Here is a 14,669-nt window from a genome sequence, read left to right as displayed (position 1 = left end):
AAAGAGTATTCAATTTTTATTAGATCGGAAAACCCTAATACACGATATCAAAAAGATTACTCGGCGGCAATTTTCACCGCCTGGCCAAAGCCGTTTGATCGCCGCGAGTTATTCTGACAATCCGTAAGCCTTGCGCAGGCTACGCTTGGTTTGCGGCCCAAATTGACCATCTATCGATCCACTGTAGAAAGCGCGCTCCGACAGCTTGCGCTGCAGAGACCGTCGTGTCGCAGCCTTGAACATTTTCGGATTTTCCGAAAGCTGGTTGAGCACTTCTTCATTGCCGGATCTAAGCGCTCTATAGAGAAACTCAGCCGCGTCATCTGGCTGTTTGCCGTCCACAACTCCGTCATCGATCAGGGCGGCATAGTTGAACATCGCTTCAGGGTGCCGCCGGTCTGCTGCCCGCCCGAACATTTCAATGGCCTTCTTCGGGTCTCGCGTTACACCCAGCCCGCCCTGATAGTAGAGAAAGCCAAGGTCATTGATCGCATCTGCAAAGTCTTCGTCGGCAGACTTGCGGAACAATTCCAATGCCTTGTCGACATCCTGCTCAACACCAATTCCACGTTCATACATGCGTGCGAGCTCAAACATCGCTTCGGGGTCACCGGCTTCTGCAGCCGTCTCCAACAAGGCTGCTGCACGGCTCGGATCATAGCGATCTTCGTTCGGATTCAAACGCATATAGGCAAGACCTTTGAGCGCTCTGCTGTCGCCCTCGCGCGCAGCCGCCTGCAACTGATCTTCCTGGTCCACTTCCAGCCGTCCCCAGGCATCCCGCCGTGCTGAGGCTGCAAGCGCATTCACTTCCTGGCTACCGCCCGCCAGAAAATAGGGTTTGCCGGAAAGGGACCCGTATGTGTGTGGCTCTTGCGCGTTTGCGGTTGCCTTGAGAACGCTGTCGCGGACCTGCCGAAATGCGAGACCTATTTCCAGATCCTGAACCTTCAGGGTCTGTGCGAGAGCCAGCGCAAAAGGACTGTTGTCGCCAGCACCATCCAACGCAACCTTCCCGGCTTCAGCTGCATAGGCGACAAGTGTACCGCGTTCGGGCGAGGCCGGCGCAAGCCCCTGTCTTGCGCTTGTGTTGACCGTCAGTGTTTCCGTGGCGTCTCCTTCGGCAAAGGGATCGTTGCGGCAGGAATCCAGGATTACAATCCGGAGTTGGCGCGCCTTGTCGACCGCCTGCAAAATTTCATCCAGTGAGACAGAAGTATCGGCAACCCGTTGTCGATTAGCCGAATCTGCGTCCGAGGGCACAAGAAAATTGCGCCCACCGACCTCAACTCCGTGGCCGGCAAAATAAACAAGCGCGACATCCGCGGTTTCCGCTTCAAACGAAAACCTCTCTAGCAGCTCCTTGAATTCGGCCAGTCCGATATCGAAGTGTTCCGCCACCCTGAAGTTCAGCTCATTCAGCGTATCGGCGATCAGCCGGCCGTCTCTGGTCGTGTTGTATAGATCCGGCGCATTCTGATAGCTGGAAATGCCGACCACCAAGGCCATGCGGCGTTCCGCGAACGGATCTGTCGAGGCATAGACAAAGGTGGCCGTACACAGCGCCAGTATCAACAGGACGCAATGCCCGAAGGATGTCCGCAGCCGCAAAAGCAGCCGGAACCTGTCTGGGACTTGCCGCAAACGCATGAGTATTATGTTCCGCTTCAAGGTTCAGCTTGAATGACACCTGGGAACATCATTGGTGGAAAGGCCGACCAAGACAAGTGCTTTTCGCGACGTAAGGTCTTTTGCGGAAACGCGCCGCCCCCGCTCGCACGCTCCAGACCGGCTCAATTCATCGCCTTTGGCAGGAAAAGCGCAAGATCCGGAAGTGCGATCAAGGCGATAACCATGGCCAGCATGGCCAGTACATAGGGGACTGCGCCGATCATGACCTCGGCAATTGAGCCACCACGACGCGCGCCTTGAACTACGAAGAGATTGAGACCAACCGGTGGTGTGATCAGAGCCATTTCGATCAGCACGATCATCAGAATTCCGAACCAGACCGGATCATAGCCAAGCGCGGTGACGATCGGCACGACAATCGGGATGGTGATCACCATCAATGACAAGGTTTCGATGAAAAACCCAAGCACGACATACATCAGCACGATCACAAGCAGCGTCCAGAGCGGATTGAAGCCGAGACCTTCCAGAAATCCACGAAGCTCTTGCGACAGGCCAGCCGCTGACAGGGTGAAATTCAGGAAAGAAGCTCCGATCACCACCAGCATGATCATTGCCGTCACCTTCACGGTGCCAATCAGTGCGGCCCCGATCATGCGGATATTGAGGCCGCCAAAGAGCAAGGCAATTGCCAGTGCCCCGGCGACACCGACAGAGGCTGCTTCCGTCGGGGTTGCCCAGCCCTGGTAGATGGATCCGATGATGGCCGAAAACAGCAGGATGATCGGCAGAAGGTCGGCAAGCCCTTTCAGCATCTCGATCAGGGGAAAGGTCCTGCGCGCACCCCCGAGTTCCGGCTTGACCATGCACACAAATGCAGTGACAACGATGAAGCCGAGCGCCAGCAAAATGCCGGGCAAAAGCCCAGCAAGGAAAAGCTGCGGGATCGAAGTCTGTGTCAGGAACCCATAGACAATCAGATTGATCGACGGTGGGATCATGATGCCGAGAGTGCCACCGGCTGCAATCGCGCCGGAAAACAGTTTCGGATCATAGCCAAGACGGTCCGCCTGCGGCATGGCAACCGTTGCCACGGTCGCGGCGGTTGCGACGGACGATCCGGACGTTGCGGAAAACATGGTCGCGGTCGCCACATTGGCATGTACCAGACCTCCCGGAAGCCAGGACACCCAGCGGTCAAGCGCTGAATAAGTCCGTGCGGCAATTCCGGTTCTGACCAGGATCTCCCCTAGAAGCACAAAAAACGGAATGGCGATCAGAGCCGCATTTTCCGATGTTGACCAGACCATCGAGCCTAGTCCGCGCATCAGCGGAAAGGGCGTAAAGAACTGGTCTATGCCGAAACCCAGAAGAAACAGGACAATTCCGACCGGTATGGACAGGGACAAGAGTGCCAGAAGCCCGACTGAGACAAACGCAAGCATCAGACCGCCTCACTTTCCGGAAAGACACCAATAACTTGCTCGGATCTTGAAAAATTGCCCTGATAGACAAGCGCAAGTGCGCAGAGAAAGGTCAGCCAGGCGGTTAACGCAAACCATATCCAACCGGCAAACCACGGCACCTGAACAAGCGCCAATGGCGTTTCAAGCGGTGTGTTGGCTCGAGACCCGTTGCGCAGCGTGGTTTCCACCACCGGCCAGCACTGTAATGCCACGATCGTGATCGTTCCGGCCAGAGCCAGCAACGACACCAGGTCCAGTATCATTCGCCATTTCGGAATGCCGATGGCGCGCCTTAGAAAGTCGATCCTGACATGTGACAGTTCAACCAGTCCAAAGGCCATGCCCCAGGCTGTGCCTATCGCCATGACATAGCCTGAGATTTCATCGGTTCCGCCCAGGGAAGCGCCAAGGCGGCGGAGCAGGATATCGGCAAGGACGAGCCCTGCGCACAGGAGAAACAGAACACCAACCAAAATCGCAACCAGTCGGTTCGCCCGTTTCAACAAATTGAATGCCGTCTCCGCCACCTGTTCACTCCGGCCTTAGTTGGTTTTGATCGTCACGCCGACAACAGCGCCAACACTTTCGTTCCAGCGTGCAGCCCAGTCACCACCCGCCCGTTCAGCCCATTCCGGCAATACTTCTGATTGGAGGATTTCACGCGCTTTTTCTATGTCCCCGTCACTAGCCTCAACCAGCACCAGATTGCGGCTGTCGCCTGACGCGCATTTGCCTTTGCCCGTCAGGCAGGCGATGTCGTTGGCAAGCGCACCTTCTGCAGTCGACCATGCAGGTGCTTCAAATTTCTCGGCAATTTCCTTTTCGATCAGTGCTTGGGTGTCGGCGTCAAGCGACTGCCATTTGTCCATGTTCATCGCCGTCACCACCGGATCCCAGCCTCCAAGGGGTATCGGCAACAGATGCGTCGTGACTTCCCACCAGCCTGCGCTATAGCCCGAACCGGCTCCGGTCACGGCACAGTCGACCACACCCTTTTGCAGCGCTCCTGGCACCTCGGAAAAGGAAACCGTGATACCCTCCGCTCCCAGAGCCTCCAGGAACTTGGCCGTCATGCGCCCTGAGGCACGGACCTTCAATCCTTTCAGATCATCGAGTGACCCGACTTCAGCATTGCAGAAAACGACCTGTGGCGGATAAGGCGCAATAGCCAGAACCTTGGAATTGAAGCGTTTGGCAAATATTTCGTCGACCATCGGCCGCGCGGCTTTCACAGCCGCTTCGGCCTTGTCGGCGGACATGGCGACCAGCGGCACATCAAGACCCTCAAGTTCCGGGGCATCAGCGACAGCGTAGTCGCCAACGGTCATACCGACATCAAAAACACCCTGGCCCAACAGACGAAAGACTTCACCGACACCAAGGTTCATCTGGTTGTGAGTGGTCACCGTTGTCTGGAGGTTGCCACCAGATGCTTCGGGCAATGTCGCCTGCCAGAACGGAGCTTCATACTCCTTGTGCAACGGCAGGCTGGACCAGCTGCCGACAACAGACAGGCTTTCTGCCACGACCGGCGATGCAATGGCGGCGCTCGCCATGAGGGAAATCAGAAGTCTTTTCATGGGTCCTCTCCGTGAAGGTTGGAAGTCTACATTGTTGTTGTTGCTATGATTGGATTTTCAGCGTCGTTCGGAATATCGGTGATCAGCATGTGACCGGGCTTGTGGGTGATGCAGATCGGCAGCGCGGCGTCTTGAATAACGGCTTGCGGAGTGACGCCGCAGGCCCAGAAAACGGGAGTATGTCCAGCCTGGATCGGCACTGGATCGCCCCAGTCGGGAGCATTAATATCGTCGATGCCGATCATCGCCGGATCGCCGATATGAACTGGTGAACCATGCGCCAGGGGATAACGGGCCGAAATATCAGCCGCATTCGTGACCCTATGATCGGGGATCATCCGCATCGACACGACCATCGGCCCCTGAAAGCATCCCGCGGGTACGGTGTTCAGGGATGTTCGGAACATGGGAACCGTGGTGTTGTTGGAAATGTGCCAGAGATCGATGCCCGCTTCGATCAAGGCATGCTCAAACGTGAAAGAACAGCCGATCGCAAAAGCAACCAGGGTGTCGCTCCAAAGCGATGTCAGATCGGCGACCGTGCTCGACAACAATCCATTTCGGTAGATGTTGTAGGCCGGCACGTCGGTCCGAATGTCGATGTGATGGCCAAGCGTGAACATCAACGGATTGCCGGTGTCAGAGACGCCGATCAGCGGACACGGCTTGGGATTGCGTTGACAGAACCGCATGAAGTCGAGCGCAAATTCTTCCGGCATGATCGCAAGGTTGGCCTGCAGCAAATCCTTGCCAAGTCCAGCCGTGTGGGAGGCATAGCCGCCGCTCCGGATGTACCGGCGCACGGTTTCAGCTGGCTCTTTCCGCAGGATTTCGTAACTCGACACCATGGGCCTCCCTTCGCAATGGAGGCTCCCGCAGTTGATCTATTAATTCAAATTCAAATTTTTTAGCAATTTTTATAAAGTATTTTTATAGCCATCATAGGCAAGCGCGACCTGCAGTGCCTTTTGGGCAGCGGCCGCCACCAGATGACTTCTTGGATCGCCAAGATAGCTTGCCGAAAACGACAGGGCCTCGGGCACCCAGCCGGGATCGAATTCCGCGATCCGCCCCTGGTCGACATAAGGCTGCCCCATCACCCTGGGCAGGGCCGCAACCCCGAGCCCGGCCTCCACCAGCCTGAAACAGGCAGACAATGACGATGACGGAAACATACGAACGTCAGGCGCTATCCGCTCGAAGAGTGCCGTTTTGAGTTCCCGATAAGGACGAGTATGACGCGCGTAGGTGATCACCGGCTTCTCCCGGATCAAGGCCTCTCCCGCCTTTCCATCAGCGGTCATCCCGACAGGAGCATACCAGGCCAGATCAAAACCCGGCAATTCGACATTGTCGACGGAGTACTCCGAAACCGGACCAAGCAGCAGCGCAAGGTCAATTTCACGATCAAGAAGCCCGGAACGCAGGTTCACCGAGATGTCGACATTGATCTCAACGACAAGGTTTGGAAATTCCGCATGCAGCTCCGCAACGAGATCCGGTAACCAGCACTGAGCAATTGTTTCTGACGCACCGATGCGCAAATGCCGGTCGATGCCATCTTTTGCGACGACAGTCTCTTCCACCTTGTCGGACAGCCTTTCAAACTGTTCAGCATAGGTTTGAAGCATCTCGCCCCGTTTGGTCAGTTTCAGTCGGCCCAGTGAGCGCTCAAAGAGATCTGTTCCAAGCGCTTCTTCCAGTCGCTTGAGCCGGGTAGTGACAGCCGGTTGTGTCAGGCTCAGCGTCTGCGCCGCCTTATTGACACCGCCGTGCCGGACAACCGCCAGGAACGCTCTCAATTGGTCCAGGTTGAGGGGATGCATACTGGCGAACCCTGTCTTGTTTTGAGCGCGAGCGTGCGCCAAGGGAAGCTGAGCCTCGTGACCCGGCAATCCAAAGTAATACCCCTGCGCGCTCGCCAAGCAAGCACAGTGATGCGGCAACGCCGAAACGTGTCGGGCCAAATTGCGGTCGAAAAACGCACCAGTGCCTTGTCAGGCAAGACCAAGGAGACGGGCGGCATTGCCTTTGATGATGTCAGGACGCAGCTCGTCCTTGATGGCAATCTTTTCGAAATCGGACAACCAGCGTTCAGGGGTGATCATCGGCCAATCCGAGCCGAACAAAACCTTCTTTTTCAGGATCGAATTACAATATTTGACCAGGATTTCCGGGAAATACTTCGGCGACCATCCGGACAGATCAATATAGACATTGGGTTTGTGCTGCGCGACCGCCAATGCTTCTTCCTGCCAGGGAAAGGACGGGTGTGCGAGAATGATCTTCATGTCCGGAAAATCAACCGCGACGTCGTCCATATACATCGGATTGGAGTATTTCAGACGCATGCCGTTGCCCCCCCGCATACCACTGCCGACGCCCGTCTGGCCGGTGTGGAACAAGGCGATACCGCCGGCTTCCGCTATGGCCTCATAGAGCTCATAAGCCATCCTGTCATTCGGGAAAAACCCTTGCATGGTCGGGTGAAACTTGAAGCCCTTGATACCGAAATCGCGGATCAGTCGGCGTGCTTCCCGCGCACCAATACGGCCCTTGTGCGGATCGATGGAAGCAAACGGGATCAGGACGTCATCATTGTCCGCAGCGATCTCGGCAACTTCTTCATTCTTGTAGCGTCGATATCCGGTCTCGCGTTCCGCATCGACGGGAAAAATGACAGCTGCGATGTTTTGCGCGCGATAATGCGCCGCCGTTTCCGGCACGGTGGGCGGATGCTTCCAAGGTGCCCGGAAATACTCAGCCATGGTTGCCTGAAGGTCGTCATAGCCGTCATCGGTATGGCAACCACAGGGTTCTTCTGCATGTGTGTGAATATCGATTGCGCGAACCTTGCTGATATCGACCATCTCGTGCCTTCCCTAAATCCTGACCGTCGCAGGGTCATCGTCGGAATAAAGCCGCTCAAACAATGGTGCGCGGCGTGTCAGAACCTTGCGGATATTCAAGTTGCCCTTGGCTGTCATTTCACCTTCCGCCGTAGAAGGCGGTTCGGATAATACGATTGCGCGCGACACCTTGGCTGAACTGCCACTGACAGTCCTCGCGCGCTCCGTGAGCCGCCGGTGAATTTCTCTCTGCAGCCGATCACACTGAAAGGCGCCGCTTTCGTCCGACGTTTGAAAACCCGCCCGGCTCAACGCGCTCATATTCGGAAAGATCATCACGCCAATCTCGGTACGATCCGCACCGGTCACGACCAGGTCGGCCGCCAAGGGTGCAAGAGCCGACAGCATGTCGAGTTTCAGTTGCGCCGCGCGCACCCAGGTTCCCGACTGCAATTTGAAATCCTCGGAAATACGGCCATCGAAACGCATTCCTTTGTTGGGATCTTCAGCGTCCAGAAAGACCATCGCATCACCGGTGATGAAATATCCTTCTTCGTCGAAAGCAGCCTTGGTCTTGTCCGGGTCCTCGAAATACCCGGGCATGACGCTTGGCCCTTTGATCCGGACTTCGCAGCGCATGTCCTCATCAGGCAGAAGCTTCAAGGTAACGCCATTGACAGGCACTCCGACAATCCCTGAACGTGGCGCAGGTTCCTGCTGCATCATCGCCGATGGCGCTGTTTCGGTCAGTCCCCAGGACGACGTCATCAGCGGCACCTCGCCCTTTTCGCTCAGAGCCATCTGCTCCAGGCCGGACCACACATCCTGCGGCAGTGAAGCACCGGCGTAGAAGATCAAATCCAGGTCCTGAAAAAAACGGCGCCGGAAGCCCTCGTCCGTCTTCAGTGCATCGAGCAGCATGCCAAAGCCAAGCGGAACATTGAAGGCAAGCGTGCCTGTTGTCAGATGCAGGTTCTCCAGTGTCCTCTCAAAGAGCCCTTTCACGGGCTTACCATCATCGATGTAAAAACTGCCGCCATTGGCCAACATCATATTGAAGTTGTGGGATCCGCCGAAAACGTGGTTCCAGGGCAGCCAATCCACGATAATCGGAGGGCGCTTGCGCAAAAACGGCAAAGCATCTGCCAGTTGCGCCTGGTTGACGCACATCATGCGATGGGTGGTCAGCACCCCTTTCGGGCTCGAGGTCGACCCGCTGGTCATCAGGATTTTTCCAACCGTGTCGGCTGTAACCTCGGCAAAAGCCGCATCGACACCAACAGCCCCATCCTCCTTGAGAAGGTCAGCGAATTTCGTGACCTTGCCCGCCCCAGCACGGGTCGACAGCCGGCTCGCAACAATTTCGACATCGCAGAGTTCCTCAAGGTTCAGCGCCTCTTGGAACTGATCCTGATCGATCACATAAGCAAGTTTAGGCTTGATCAGATGAATGACATCGCGCAAGCGGCCGTGTGCCCCATGGACCAGTGAATACTGTTCAGCCACAGGCACCAGCGGCACACCGACATACTGCGCAGCGAGTGCCAGGATGCCATGATCGACACTGTTTCCGGACATGACAAGAATTGGCGTTTTCTGGTTCATGCCACGTGCAAGAAGCGCAGCGCCGACCGCGCGCACCTTTGCCAGTGTCGTTTCATAAGTCTCTTCCCGCCAACCGGCTCCACTGCGTTCCGCCAGGAACACACGCCCGGGAGCGTCTTCTGCCCATTGATGCAGCCAGTCACCCGTCCGCTCAACACTCGGGCTGAGCTGATGGTTGGAGCGCAGCAGAATGGACCCGTCCGGACGATTTTCCCTGCTGACCGAATGTGACTGGAAGTCTGTCGTGCGTTTCATGACTTTTCCCGATAGCCAAACGCGTCAACGGTCGCGTTGACGGTTTGCCTCGATCGCCTGAAGGACCTTGAGGGCAACGGCCTTTTCATCCGGGCTCACCCCTTTCAAAAGCGCAGCTTCATGCGCCGTGACGACCGAAAGCGCTTGCTTGCACAAGTCCTGCCCGGCAGCGGTTGCCTTGAGTGCATAAGCACGCCGGTCGTTGGGCAATCGATCTCTCAGGACCAGACCACGGCGTTCCAGCTCGTCGACAATCACCACCAGATTGGGCCGCTCGATATCCATGGCTTCCGCCAGTTGTGACTGGCGAAGCCCTGGATTATCGACAATCAGAACCAACGCCGTATAGGTGAGCATTCTCAATTCAAGCGGTTTCAGGGTTCGACTGAGGTCCGATTGGATGACATTGAATGTTCGCTTCATCTGATACCCATGAAACGATCTCAACGTCCTGTCATTGACACTGACAACGGTGTCTTCTGTTTCGATATCGGCAGCTGGTTTTTTCATGACATCACCTGAATTTCGGACTGCGTTTTTCGATAAAGGCGGCCAGACCCTCTAGTGCATCCGGGCTTGTTTGCGTGAGTGCGGCACAAAGGCTTTCGGTAAAAAGGCCATCGGCCTTCGACATGTCGGAAATGCGCGACAACGCCTGGATCATGATGTAATTCGACAATGGCGCATTCGACGCGATCTTGCGGGCAAGCTCCTGCGCTTTCGCCAGCGCCTCACCCGGGTCGACGACGTAGTGGGTCAGACCCAGAGACAATCCCTCGTCAGCGCCATATTTCCGGCCCGTGAGCATCATTTCGGTCATGCGATCGGCGCCCAGTATCCGCCCGACGCGAACCGAAGCCCCGCCTCCAACGAAAATACCGCGACGACCTTCTGGAAGCTGAAAGAAGGTGGAGGTTTCCGCAACACGGACATGCGTCGCGCTTGCCAGTTCCAGACCACCTCCGATAACGGCCCCGAACATCGCGGACACAACTGGCAGGCCCCCGAACTGGATCCTGTCCATCACCGAGTGCCATCCGCGTGAATGATGCAGGGTGCCTTCCGCGTCTCGGGCAACATGTTCACTCAAGTCAAGTCCGGAGCAGAAGTGACCGGCGGTCCCTGTAATGACCACCGCCTTCACGGTCTTCGGCGCGCTTGCAAAAAACCTGTCAATTGCTTCAAGCAGGTCATCGCACATGGCGTTGCGCTTGTCGGGACGGTTCATCATCAAGGTGGCGATGTCGCCGCTTACCTCAATGTTCAAGATCGGTTCGTTCATCAGAATATCCTCAACGCGGTGGCAGGCGCACCGCGCCATCTAGTCGGATGGTCGTTCCATTGAGAAACGGGTTGGTGACGATCTGTTCGGCCAACAGAGCAAATTCTTCCGGCTCTCCGAGACGCGGTGGAAAGGGAATATTCTCCGCAATTTTCGCCGAGACCTCTTCCGGAAGGCCTTCCATCATCGGCGTTTTGAAGAGGCCAGGAGCGATCGTCATCACGCGGATGCCGTGCTGAGCGAATTCCCGCGCGGCCGGTAGGCACATGGAAGCAATTCCACCCTTTGATGCCGCATAGGCAGCCTGCCCGAGCTGACCGTCCTCAAATGCGACGGAAGCGGTGTTGATGACAACGCCACGCTCCCCACCTTCTAGAGTGCCCGCTTCGCAAAGCCGCTTGGCTGCATGACTCATGACGTTGAAGGTGCCGAACAGGTTCACCTTAAGCGTTCGCTCAAAGACATCGAATGAAAGCTTGCCTTCCTTGCCGACGATGCGAGCCGCGAACCCGACACCAGCGCAATTGACAATGATGCGGGGCACGCCAAAATGGCGAACGGCTTCGTCGAGCGCGCGGCCGACATCCGCCTCGTCGCTGACATCAGCATGGACAGCAAAGCCACCAACCTCTGCGGCAAGCGAGCCTGACCGTTTCTTGTCCAGATCGAGCACCGCAACCTTTGCACCCTGATCGGCAAAGCGACGGACGGTTGCAGCGCCAAGTCCGCTGCCGCCACCGGTCACAAGCACGACCGTTTGCGCTATTCGCATCTCGCCGGCTCCAATTCAGTGTGAACTATCATTGTTATATTCCATATCTATTTTCACACACCAAAACCCTCAACAGCTGGGCGGCTAACCGCCCAGAAGGAACAGGGTGATGGAGGGGAACAGCACCAGAATAATGACCCGGACGATGTCCGATGTGACAAACCACAAGACAGCCTTGTAGGTTTCCTTCATCGGCGTGGATCGATCCATGGCATTGATAATGAAGAGGTTCATACCGACAGGTGGTGTAATCAGACCCACCTCGACGACGATCAGCACAATGATACCGAACCAGATCGCGACATGTTCCGGGCTCATTCCGAAATCAAGCGCGCTAATCACGGGGAAGAAAATCGGAATGGTCAACAGGATCATAGACAAGCTGTCCATCAGGCAACCAAAGGCCAGATAGAACAACAGCACCAGCGTCAACACCATCCACGGACTGAAGCCCTGACCGACAACCCAGCCGCTGAGTTCTTGCGGCAATTGACTGAGCGCCAGGAAACCATTGTAAAAACCGGCCCCGAGGATGATGAAGAATATCATCGCCGTGCTCATGGCGGTCTGGATCATGCTGTCGATAAACATCTTCCAGGTCAGATTGCCGGACAAAAGCGCCAGAACACCAGTACCGGCCGCGCCGACGGCCGCCCCTTCTGTCGGGGTGAACCAACCGAGATAAATGCCTCCGACAACCAGTCCGAAGACGAGGAGGACTGGCCAGACTTCGAGCATGGCGCGCATTCGTTCCGCATAAGGAACTGGCTCGCGGGTCCCGGCGGCTGCCGGATAGAGCCGCACGTAGATGGAAATGGTGATCATATAGCCGATGGCCGCCAGTATGCCGGGGACGAAAGCGGCCAGAAACAGCTTGGCAATGTTCTGCTCTGTCAGGATCGCATAGATCACCAGGATCACTGACGGCGGAATCAAAATGCCAAGTGTGCCGCCTGCAGCCAAGGTTGCAGTAGAGAAGCCCCCGGAATAGCCGTAACGACGCAATTCAGGTAGGGCCACCCGGCTCATGGTCGCTGCGGTGGCAAGCGACGAGCCACAAATGGCGCCAAAGCCCGCGCAGGCACCAACCGCCGCCATTGCGACACCGCCCTTGCGATGTCCCAGCCAGCTTTCGGCTGCCTTGAACAGCGACGACGACATTCCAGAATGTGTTGCGAATTGCCCCATGAGCAGAAACATCGGAATGATCGTCAGCGAATAACTGGAAAAGGTCGAGTAGGTTTCGCTCTTCAGCTTGGACATAAAGATATTCGGCGTACCGGTGGCAAGCCAGAGACCACCGAGCCCGCAGATCATCATCGCAAGACCAATAGGCGCGCGCAGGAAAATCAGCACCAAGAGGACGGGAAAGGACAGATAACCGAGTTCCAGGAGGCTCAATGGACTTCCCCCTCAGCATCTGACGTGAGCCTGCGGCCAGTAACGAGCTCAATCGTCCGCGCAACGGCGCAATAAACGGCCACCACCGAGGCGACCAGAGCAGCGCCAAAGCTGAAGGCAAATGCCCACCAGACCGGAAATTGCAAAATGAAGGTAGTTTCTTCGTAACGCATCTTGTCATGCATGCCGACAAAAAGCCGCCAGGTGATCAACAGGATCAACGCACTCAACAGAACTTCCCAGAACGTCTCCAGAAACCTGTTCAGCCAATGCGGAAAGCCAGTTGAGAACACATCCACGGTCGCGTGGCCACGCCGTAACTGGCAAATCGGCAGAAAGGCAAAAATCGTAAAACTGATACCTGCTTCCAAAAGTTCGAAATCACCTTGAACAGGTCCAACGCCAGTTGCAATCAAGGCTTTTGCGCCACTCTCCGAGAGCGAAGTCAAAAAGCCGGAGTGTCCTAGCGTGTTCAGACCTCTGCCGAGAACGCTGACACACGTCAGGGCAATGAGCCCGGTCAGCACCAGCCCGCCAAGGATCGCCATGAAGCGCGCCAGACGCTCCACCAGATGAGACAGCATGTATCCGTTTCCTGTGGGAAAAGAGCCCCCGGACTTAAGGCGTCCGGGAGCGTTTGCGAGGCTTTCGTCAGTTGGCCATCAGTTCAGCCGCACGATCCTTCAGTGCTTTGCCATCTATGCCTTTGGCATCCATCTCGGCAATCCACTCGTCGATGGTACCTTGCGCGGCTGTGCGCCACTCGGCAATCTGTTCGGGTGTTTGCGTTATGATGTTGTTGCCACGCTCCACGGCAGCTGCACGCGGTCCGGCATCATCTGTCTGCATCTGCTTGCCGGCAAAAGCCGAGAAGTCTTCACCCGAATTGGCATCGATTATCGCCTTCAGGTCATCCGGCAGCGCGTCGTACTTGTCCTTGTTCATCGCAAAAATGAAGGATGTGGTGTAGAGCGCGTCACCCGGGAATTCAGTGTGATTGCCGACAAGCTCATTTACCTTGAGCGCACCGACAACTTCCCAGGGAATAACCGACGCATCGATCACGCCTTTGCTGAGTGCTTCCGGTATTGCCGGAACAGGCATGCCGACCGGTGTCGCTCCAAGATTGGAAAACAGCTTGTTCGTCACGCGGGTCGGTGCGCGCAGCTTGACCCCGTTCAGATCGTCAAGTGTGGTGATTGGCTTGCTGGAATGGATGACACCCGGGCCATGGACCCAAAGACCAAGCGGTTTGAACAGCTTGAAGTCTTCATCCATCATGGTTTCTTCAGCCAGCTTCCAGTAGGCCCTGGACATTGACTCAGCGTCGGTCATCGTGAAGGGAAGCTCGAACACTTCCGCGCGCGGAAAACGGCCCGGCGTGTATCCGGCCACCGTCCAGACAATGTCGACGGCACCGTCGATTACCTGGTTGATCAACTCCGGCGGTTTGCCGCCCAACTGCATGGCCGGATAGCGCTCGATCTTGATGCGACCGTCGGATTCCGCTTCAATCTTGTCCGCCCAAGGGTCCAGCACGTTCTTGGGAACATTTGCCTGAGCCGGCAGAAACTGATGCAGACGAAGCGTAACTTCCTGCGCAACCGTGCTGGACGCCGTGCCCGCAAGTGCAATCGCAGAAACAGTGGCCGCTACGGCCAGTCTTGCAACCTTCTTATGCAAGTTGATCATTATGTCCTCCCTGTTCGATCAACTTCAAAACAAGACCGGATTCCTCCTACCCGATCAAGTGATGAACTATAATAGTTATACGTTATAACTTTTATCAAGCCCAAAACGCCAAATGCCCCACGCCCAGGCACAGGT

Annotated in this window: 14 protein-coding genes; all 14 read right to left on the bottom strand. The window is 56.3% G+C overall.

Annotation, left to right across the window (positions count from 1 at the left end):
• Nucleotides 1–108: 108 nt before the first annotated feature.
• On the bottom strand, nucleotides 109–1,650 hold the full coding sequence (locus tag FIV00_RS07740) for a caspase family protein (protein WP_152500204.1): 1,542 nt from the start codon (nucleotides 1,648–1,650) through the stop codon (nucleotides 109–111).
• A gap of 143 nt (nucleotides 1,651–1,793) precedes the next feature.
• Nucleotides 1,794–3,077, bottom strand: coding sequence for a TRAP transporter large permease (locus tag FIV00_RS07735; protein WP_152500203.1), 1,284 nt, complete (start codon nucleotides 3,075–3,077; stop codon nucleotides 1,794–1,796).
• Nucleotides 3,077–3,625: a TRAP transporter small permease subunit gene (locus tag FIV00_RS07730; RefSeq protein WP_152500202.1), complete on the bottom strand. Its 549-nt coding sequence runs from the start codon at nucleotides 3,623–3,625 to the stop codon at nucleotides 3,077–3,079. Before FIV00_RS07730 ends, FIV00_RS07735 begins: the two co-directional genes overlap by 1 nt.
• Nucleotides 3,626–3,640: 15 nt before the next feature.
• On the bottom strand, nucleotides 3,641–4,678 hold the full coding sequence (locus tag FIV00_RS07725) for a TRAP transporter substrate-binding protein (RefSeq protein WP_152500201.1): 1,038 nt from the start codon (nucleotides 4,676–4,678) through the stop codon (nucleotides 3,641–3,643).
• A 26-nt stretch (nucleotides 4,679–4,704) separates the two neighbouring features.
• On the bottom strand, nucleotides 4,705–5,526 hold the full coding sequence (locus tag FIV00_RS07720; protein WP_152500200.1) for a putative hydro-lyase: 822 nt from the start codon (nucleotides 5,524–5,526) through the stop codon (nucleotides 4,705–4,707).
• A gap of 69 nt (nucleotides 5,527–5,595) precedes the next feature.
• Nucleotides 5,596–6,504 (bottom strand): LysR family transcriptional regulator, encoded by a 909-nt coding sequence (locus tag FIV00_RS07715; RefSeq protein WP_152500199.1) that lies wholly within the window; start codon nucleotides 6,502–6,504, stop codon nucleotides 5,596–5,598.
• Between the two features lie 171 nt (nucleotides 6,505–6,675).
• On the bottom strand, nucleotides 6,676–7,548 hold the full coding sequence (locus FIV00_RS07710; RefSeq protein ID WP_152500198.1) for an amidohydrolase family protein: 873 nt from the start codon (nucleotides 7,546–7,548) through the stop codon (nucleotides 6,676–6,678).
• A 12-nt stretch (nucleotides 7,549–7,560) separates the two neighbouring features.
• Entirely contained in the window at nucleotides 7,561–9,387 is a 1,827-nt protein-coding gene (locus tag FIV00_RS07705) for a feruloyl-CoA synthase (protein WP_152500197.1), read from the bottom strand.
• 24 nt (nucleotides 9,388–9,411) lie between these two features.
• Nucleotides 9,412–9,897, bottom strand: a complete 486-nt coding sequence (locus FIV00_RS07700; protein ID WP_152500196.1) for a MarR family winged helix-turn-helix transcriptional regulator — start codon at nucleotides 9,895–9,897, stop codon at nucleotides 9,412–9,414.
• 4 nt (nucleotides 9,898–9,901) lie between these two features.
• Nucleotides 9,902–10,669 carry a crotonase/enoyl-CoA hydratase family protein gene (locus tag FIV00_RS07695; protein ID WP_209006854.1) on the bottom strand — a complete coding sequence of 256 codons (768 nt, stop codon included), beginning with the start codon at nucleotides 10,667–10,669 and terminating at the stop codon, nucleotides 9,902–9,904.
• A 10-nt stretch (nucleotides 10,670–10,679) separates the two neighbouring features.
• Complete coding sequence (locus FIV00_RS07690) at nucleotides 10,680–11,441, bottom strand: SDR family NAD(P)-dependent oxidoreductase (protein ID WP_152500194.1); 762 nt, start codon at nucleotides 11,439–11,441, stop codon at nucleotides 10,680–10,682.
• 84 nt (nucleotides 11,442–11,525) lie between these two features.
• Nucleotides 11,526–12,842, bottom strand: a complete 1,317-nt coding sequence (locus FIV00_RS07685; protein WP_152500193.1) for a TRAP transporter large permease — start codon at nucleotides 12,840–12,842, stop codon at nucleotides 11,526–11,528.
• Nucleotides 12,839–13,426, bottom strand: coding sequence for a TRAP transporter small permease (locus FIV00_RS07680; protein ID WP_152500192.1), 588 nt, complete (start codon nucleotides 13,424–13,426; stop codon nucleotides 12,839–12,841). Before FIV00_RS07680 ends, FIV00_RS07685 begins: the two co-directional genes overlap by 4 nt.
• 67 nt (nucleotides 13,427–13,493) lie before the next feature.
• Nucleotides 13,494–14,534 (bottom strand): TRAP transporter substrate-binding protein, encoded by a 1,041-nt coding sequence (locus FIV00_RS07675; protein WP_152500191.1) that lies wholly within the window; start codon nucleotides 14,532–14,534, stop codon nucleotides 13,494–13,496.
• Nucleotides 14,535–14,669 lie beyond the last annotated feature (135 nt).

The organism is Labrenzia sp. THAF82 (assembly GCF_009363435.1).
Lineage (GTDB): Bacteria > Pseudomonadota > Alphaproteobacteria > Rhizobiales > Stappiaceae > Roseibium > Roseibium porphyridii.
The sequence above is the reverse complement of the archived record's forward strand: the minus strand, read 5'-3'. Positions and strand labels throughout refer to the sequence as shown.

What these genes read in the sequence shown, in the direction of transcription:
- FIV00_RS07675 (WP_152500191.1), bottom strand. Translation starts at nt 14,534, where the DNA reads ATGATCAACTTGCATAAGAAGGTTGCAAGACTGGCCGTAGCGGCCACT.
- FIV00_RS07690 (WP_152500194.1), bottom strand. Translation starts at nt 11,441, where the DNA reads ATGCGAATAGCGCAAACGGTCGTGCTTGTGACCGGTGGCGGCAGCGGA.
- FIV00_RS07735 (WP_152500203.1), bottom strand. Translation starts at nt 3,077, where the DNA reads ATGCTTGCGTTTGTCTCAGTCGGGCTTCTGGCACTCTTGTCCCTGTCC.
- FIV00_RS07705 (WP_152500197.1), bottom strand. Translation starts at nt 9,387, where the DNA reads ATGAAACGCACGACAGACTTCCAGTCACATTCGGTCAGCAGGGAAAAT.
- FIV00_RS07720 (WP_152500200.1), bottom strand. Translation starts at nt 5,526, where the DNA reads ATGGTGTCGAGTTACGAAATCCTGCGGAAAGAGCCAGCTGAAACCGTG.
- FIV00_RS07725 (WP_152500201.1), bottom strand. Translation starts at nt 4,678, where the DNA reads ATGAAAAGACTTCTGATTTCCCTCATGGCGAGCGCCGCCATTGCATCG.
- FIV00_RS07695 (WP_209006854.1), bottom strand. Translation starts at nt 10,669, where the DNA reads ATGAACGAACCGATCTTGAACATTGAGGTAAGCGGCGACATCGCCACC.
- FIV00_RS07680 (WP_152500192.1), bottom strand. Translation starts at nt 13,426, where the DNA reads ATGCTGTCTCATCTGGTGGAGCGTCTGGCGCGCTTCATGGCGATCCTT.
- FIV00_RS07710 (WP_152500198.1), bottom strand. Translation starts at nt 7,548, where the DNA reads ATGGTCGATATCAGCAAGGTTCGCGCAATCGATATTCACACACATGCA.
- FIV00_RS07715 (WP_152500199.1), bottom strand. Translation starts at nt 6,504, where the DNA reads ATGCATCCCCTCAACCTGGACCAATTGAGAGCGTTCCTGGCGGTTGTC.
- FIV00_RS07740 (WP_152500204.1), bottom strand. Translation starts at nt 1,650, where the DNA reads ATGCGTTTGCGGCAAGTCCCAGACAGGTTCCGGCTGCTTTTGCGGCTG.
- FIV00_RS07700 (WP_152500196.1), bottom strand. Translation starts at nt 9,897, where the DNA reads ATGAAAAAACCAGCTGCCGATATCGAAACAGAAGACACCGTTGTCAGT.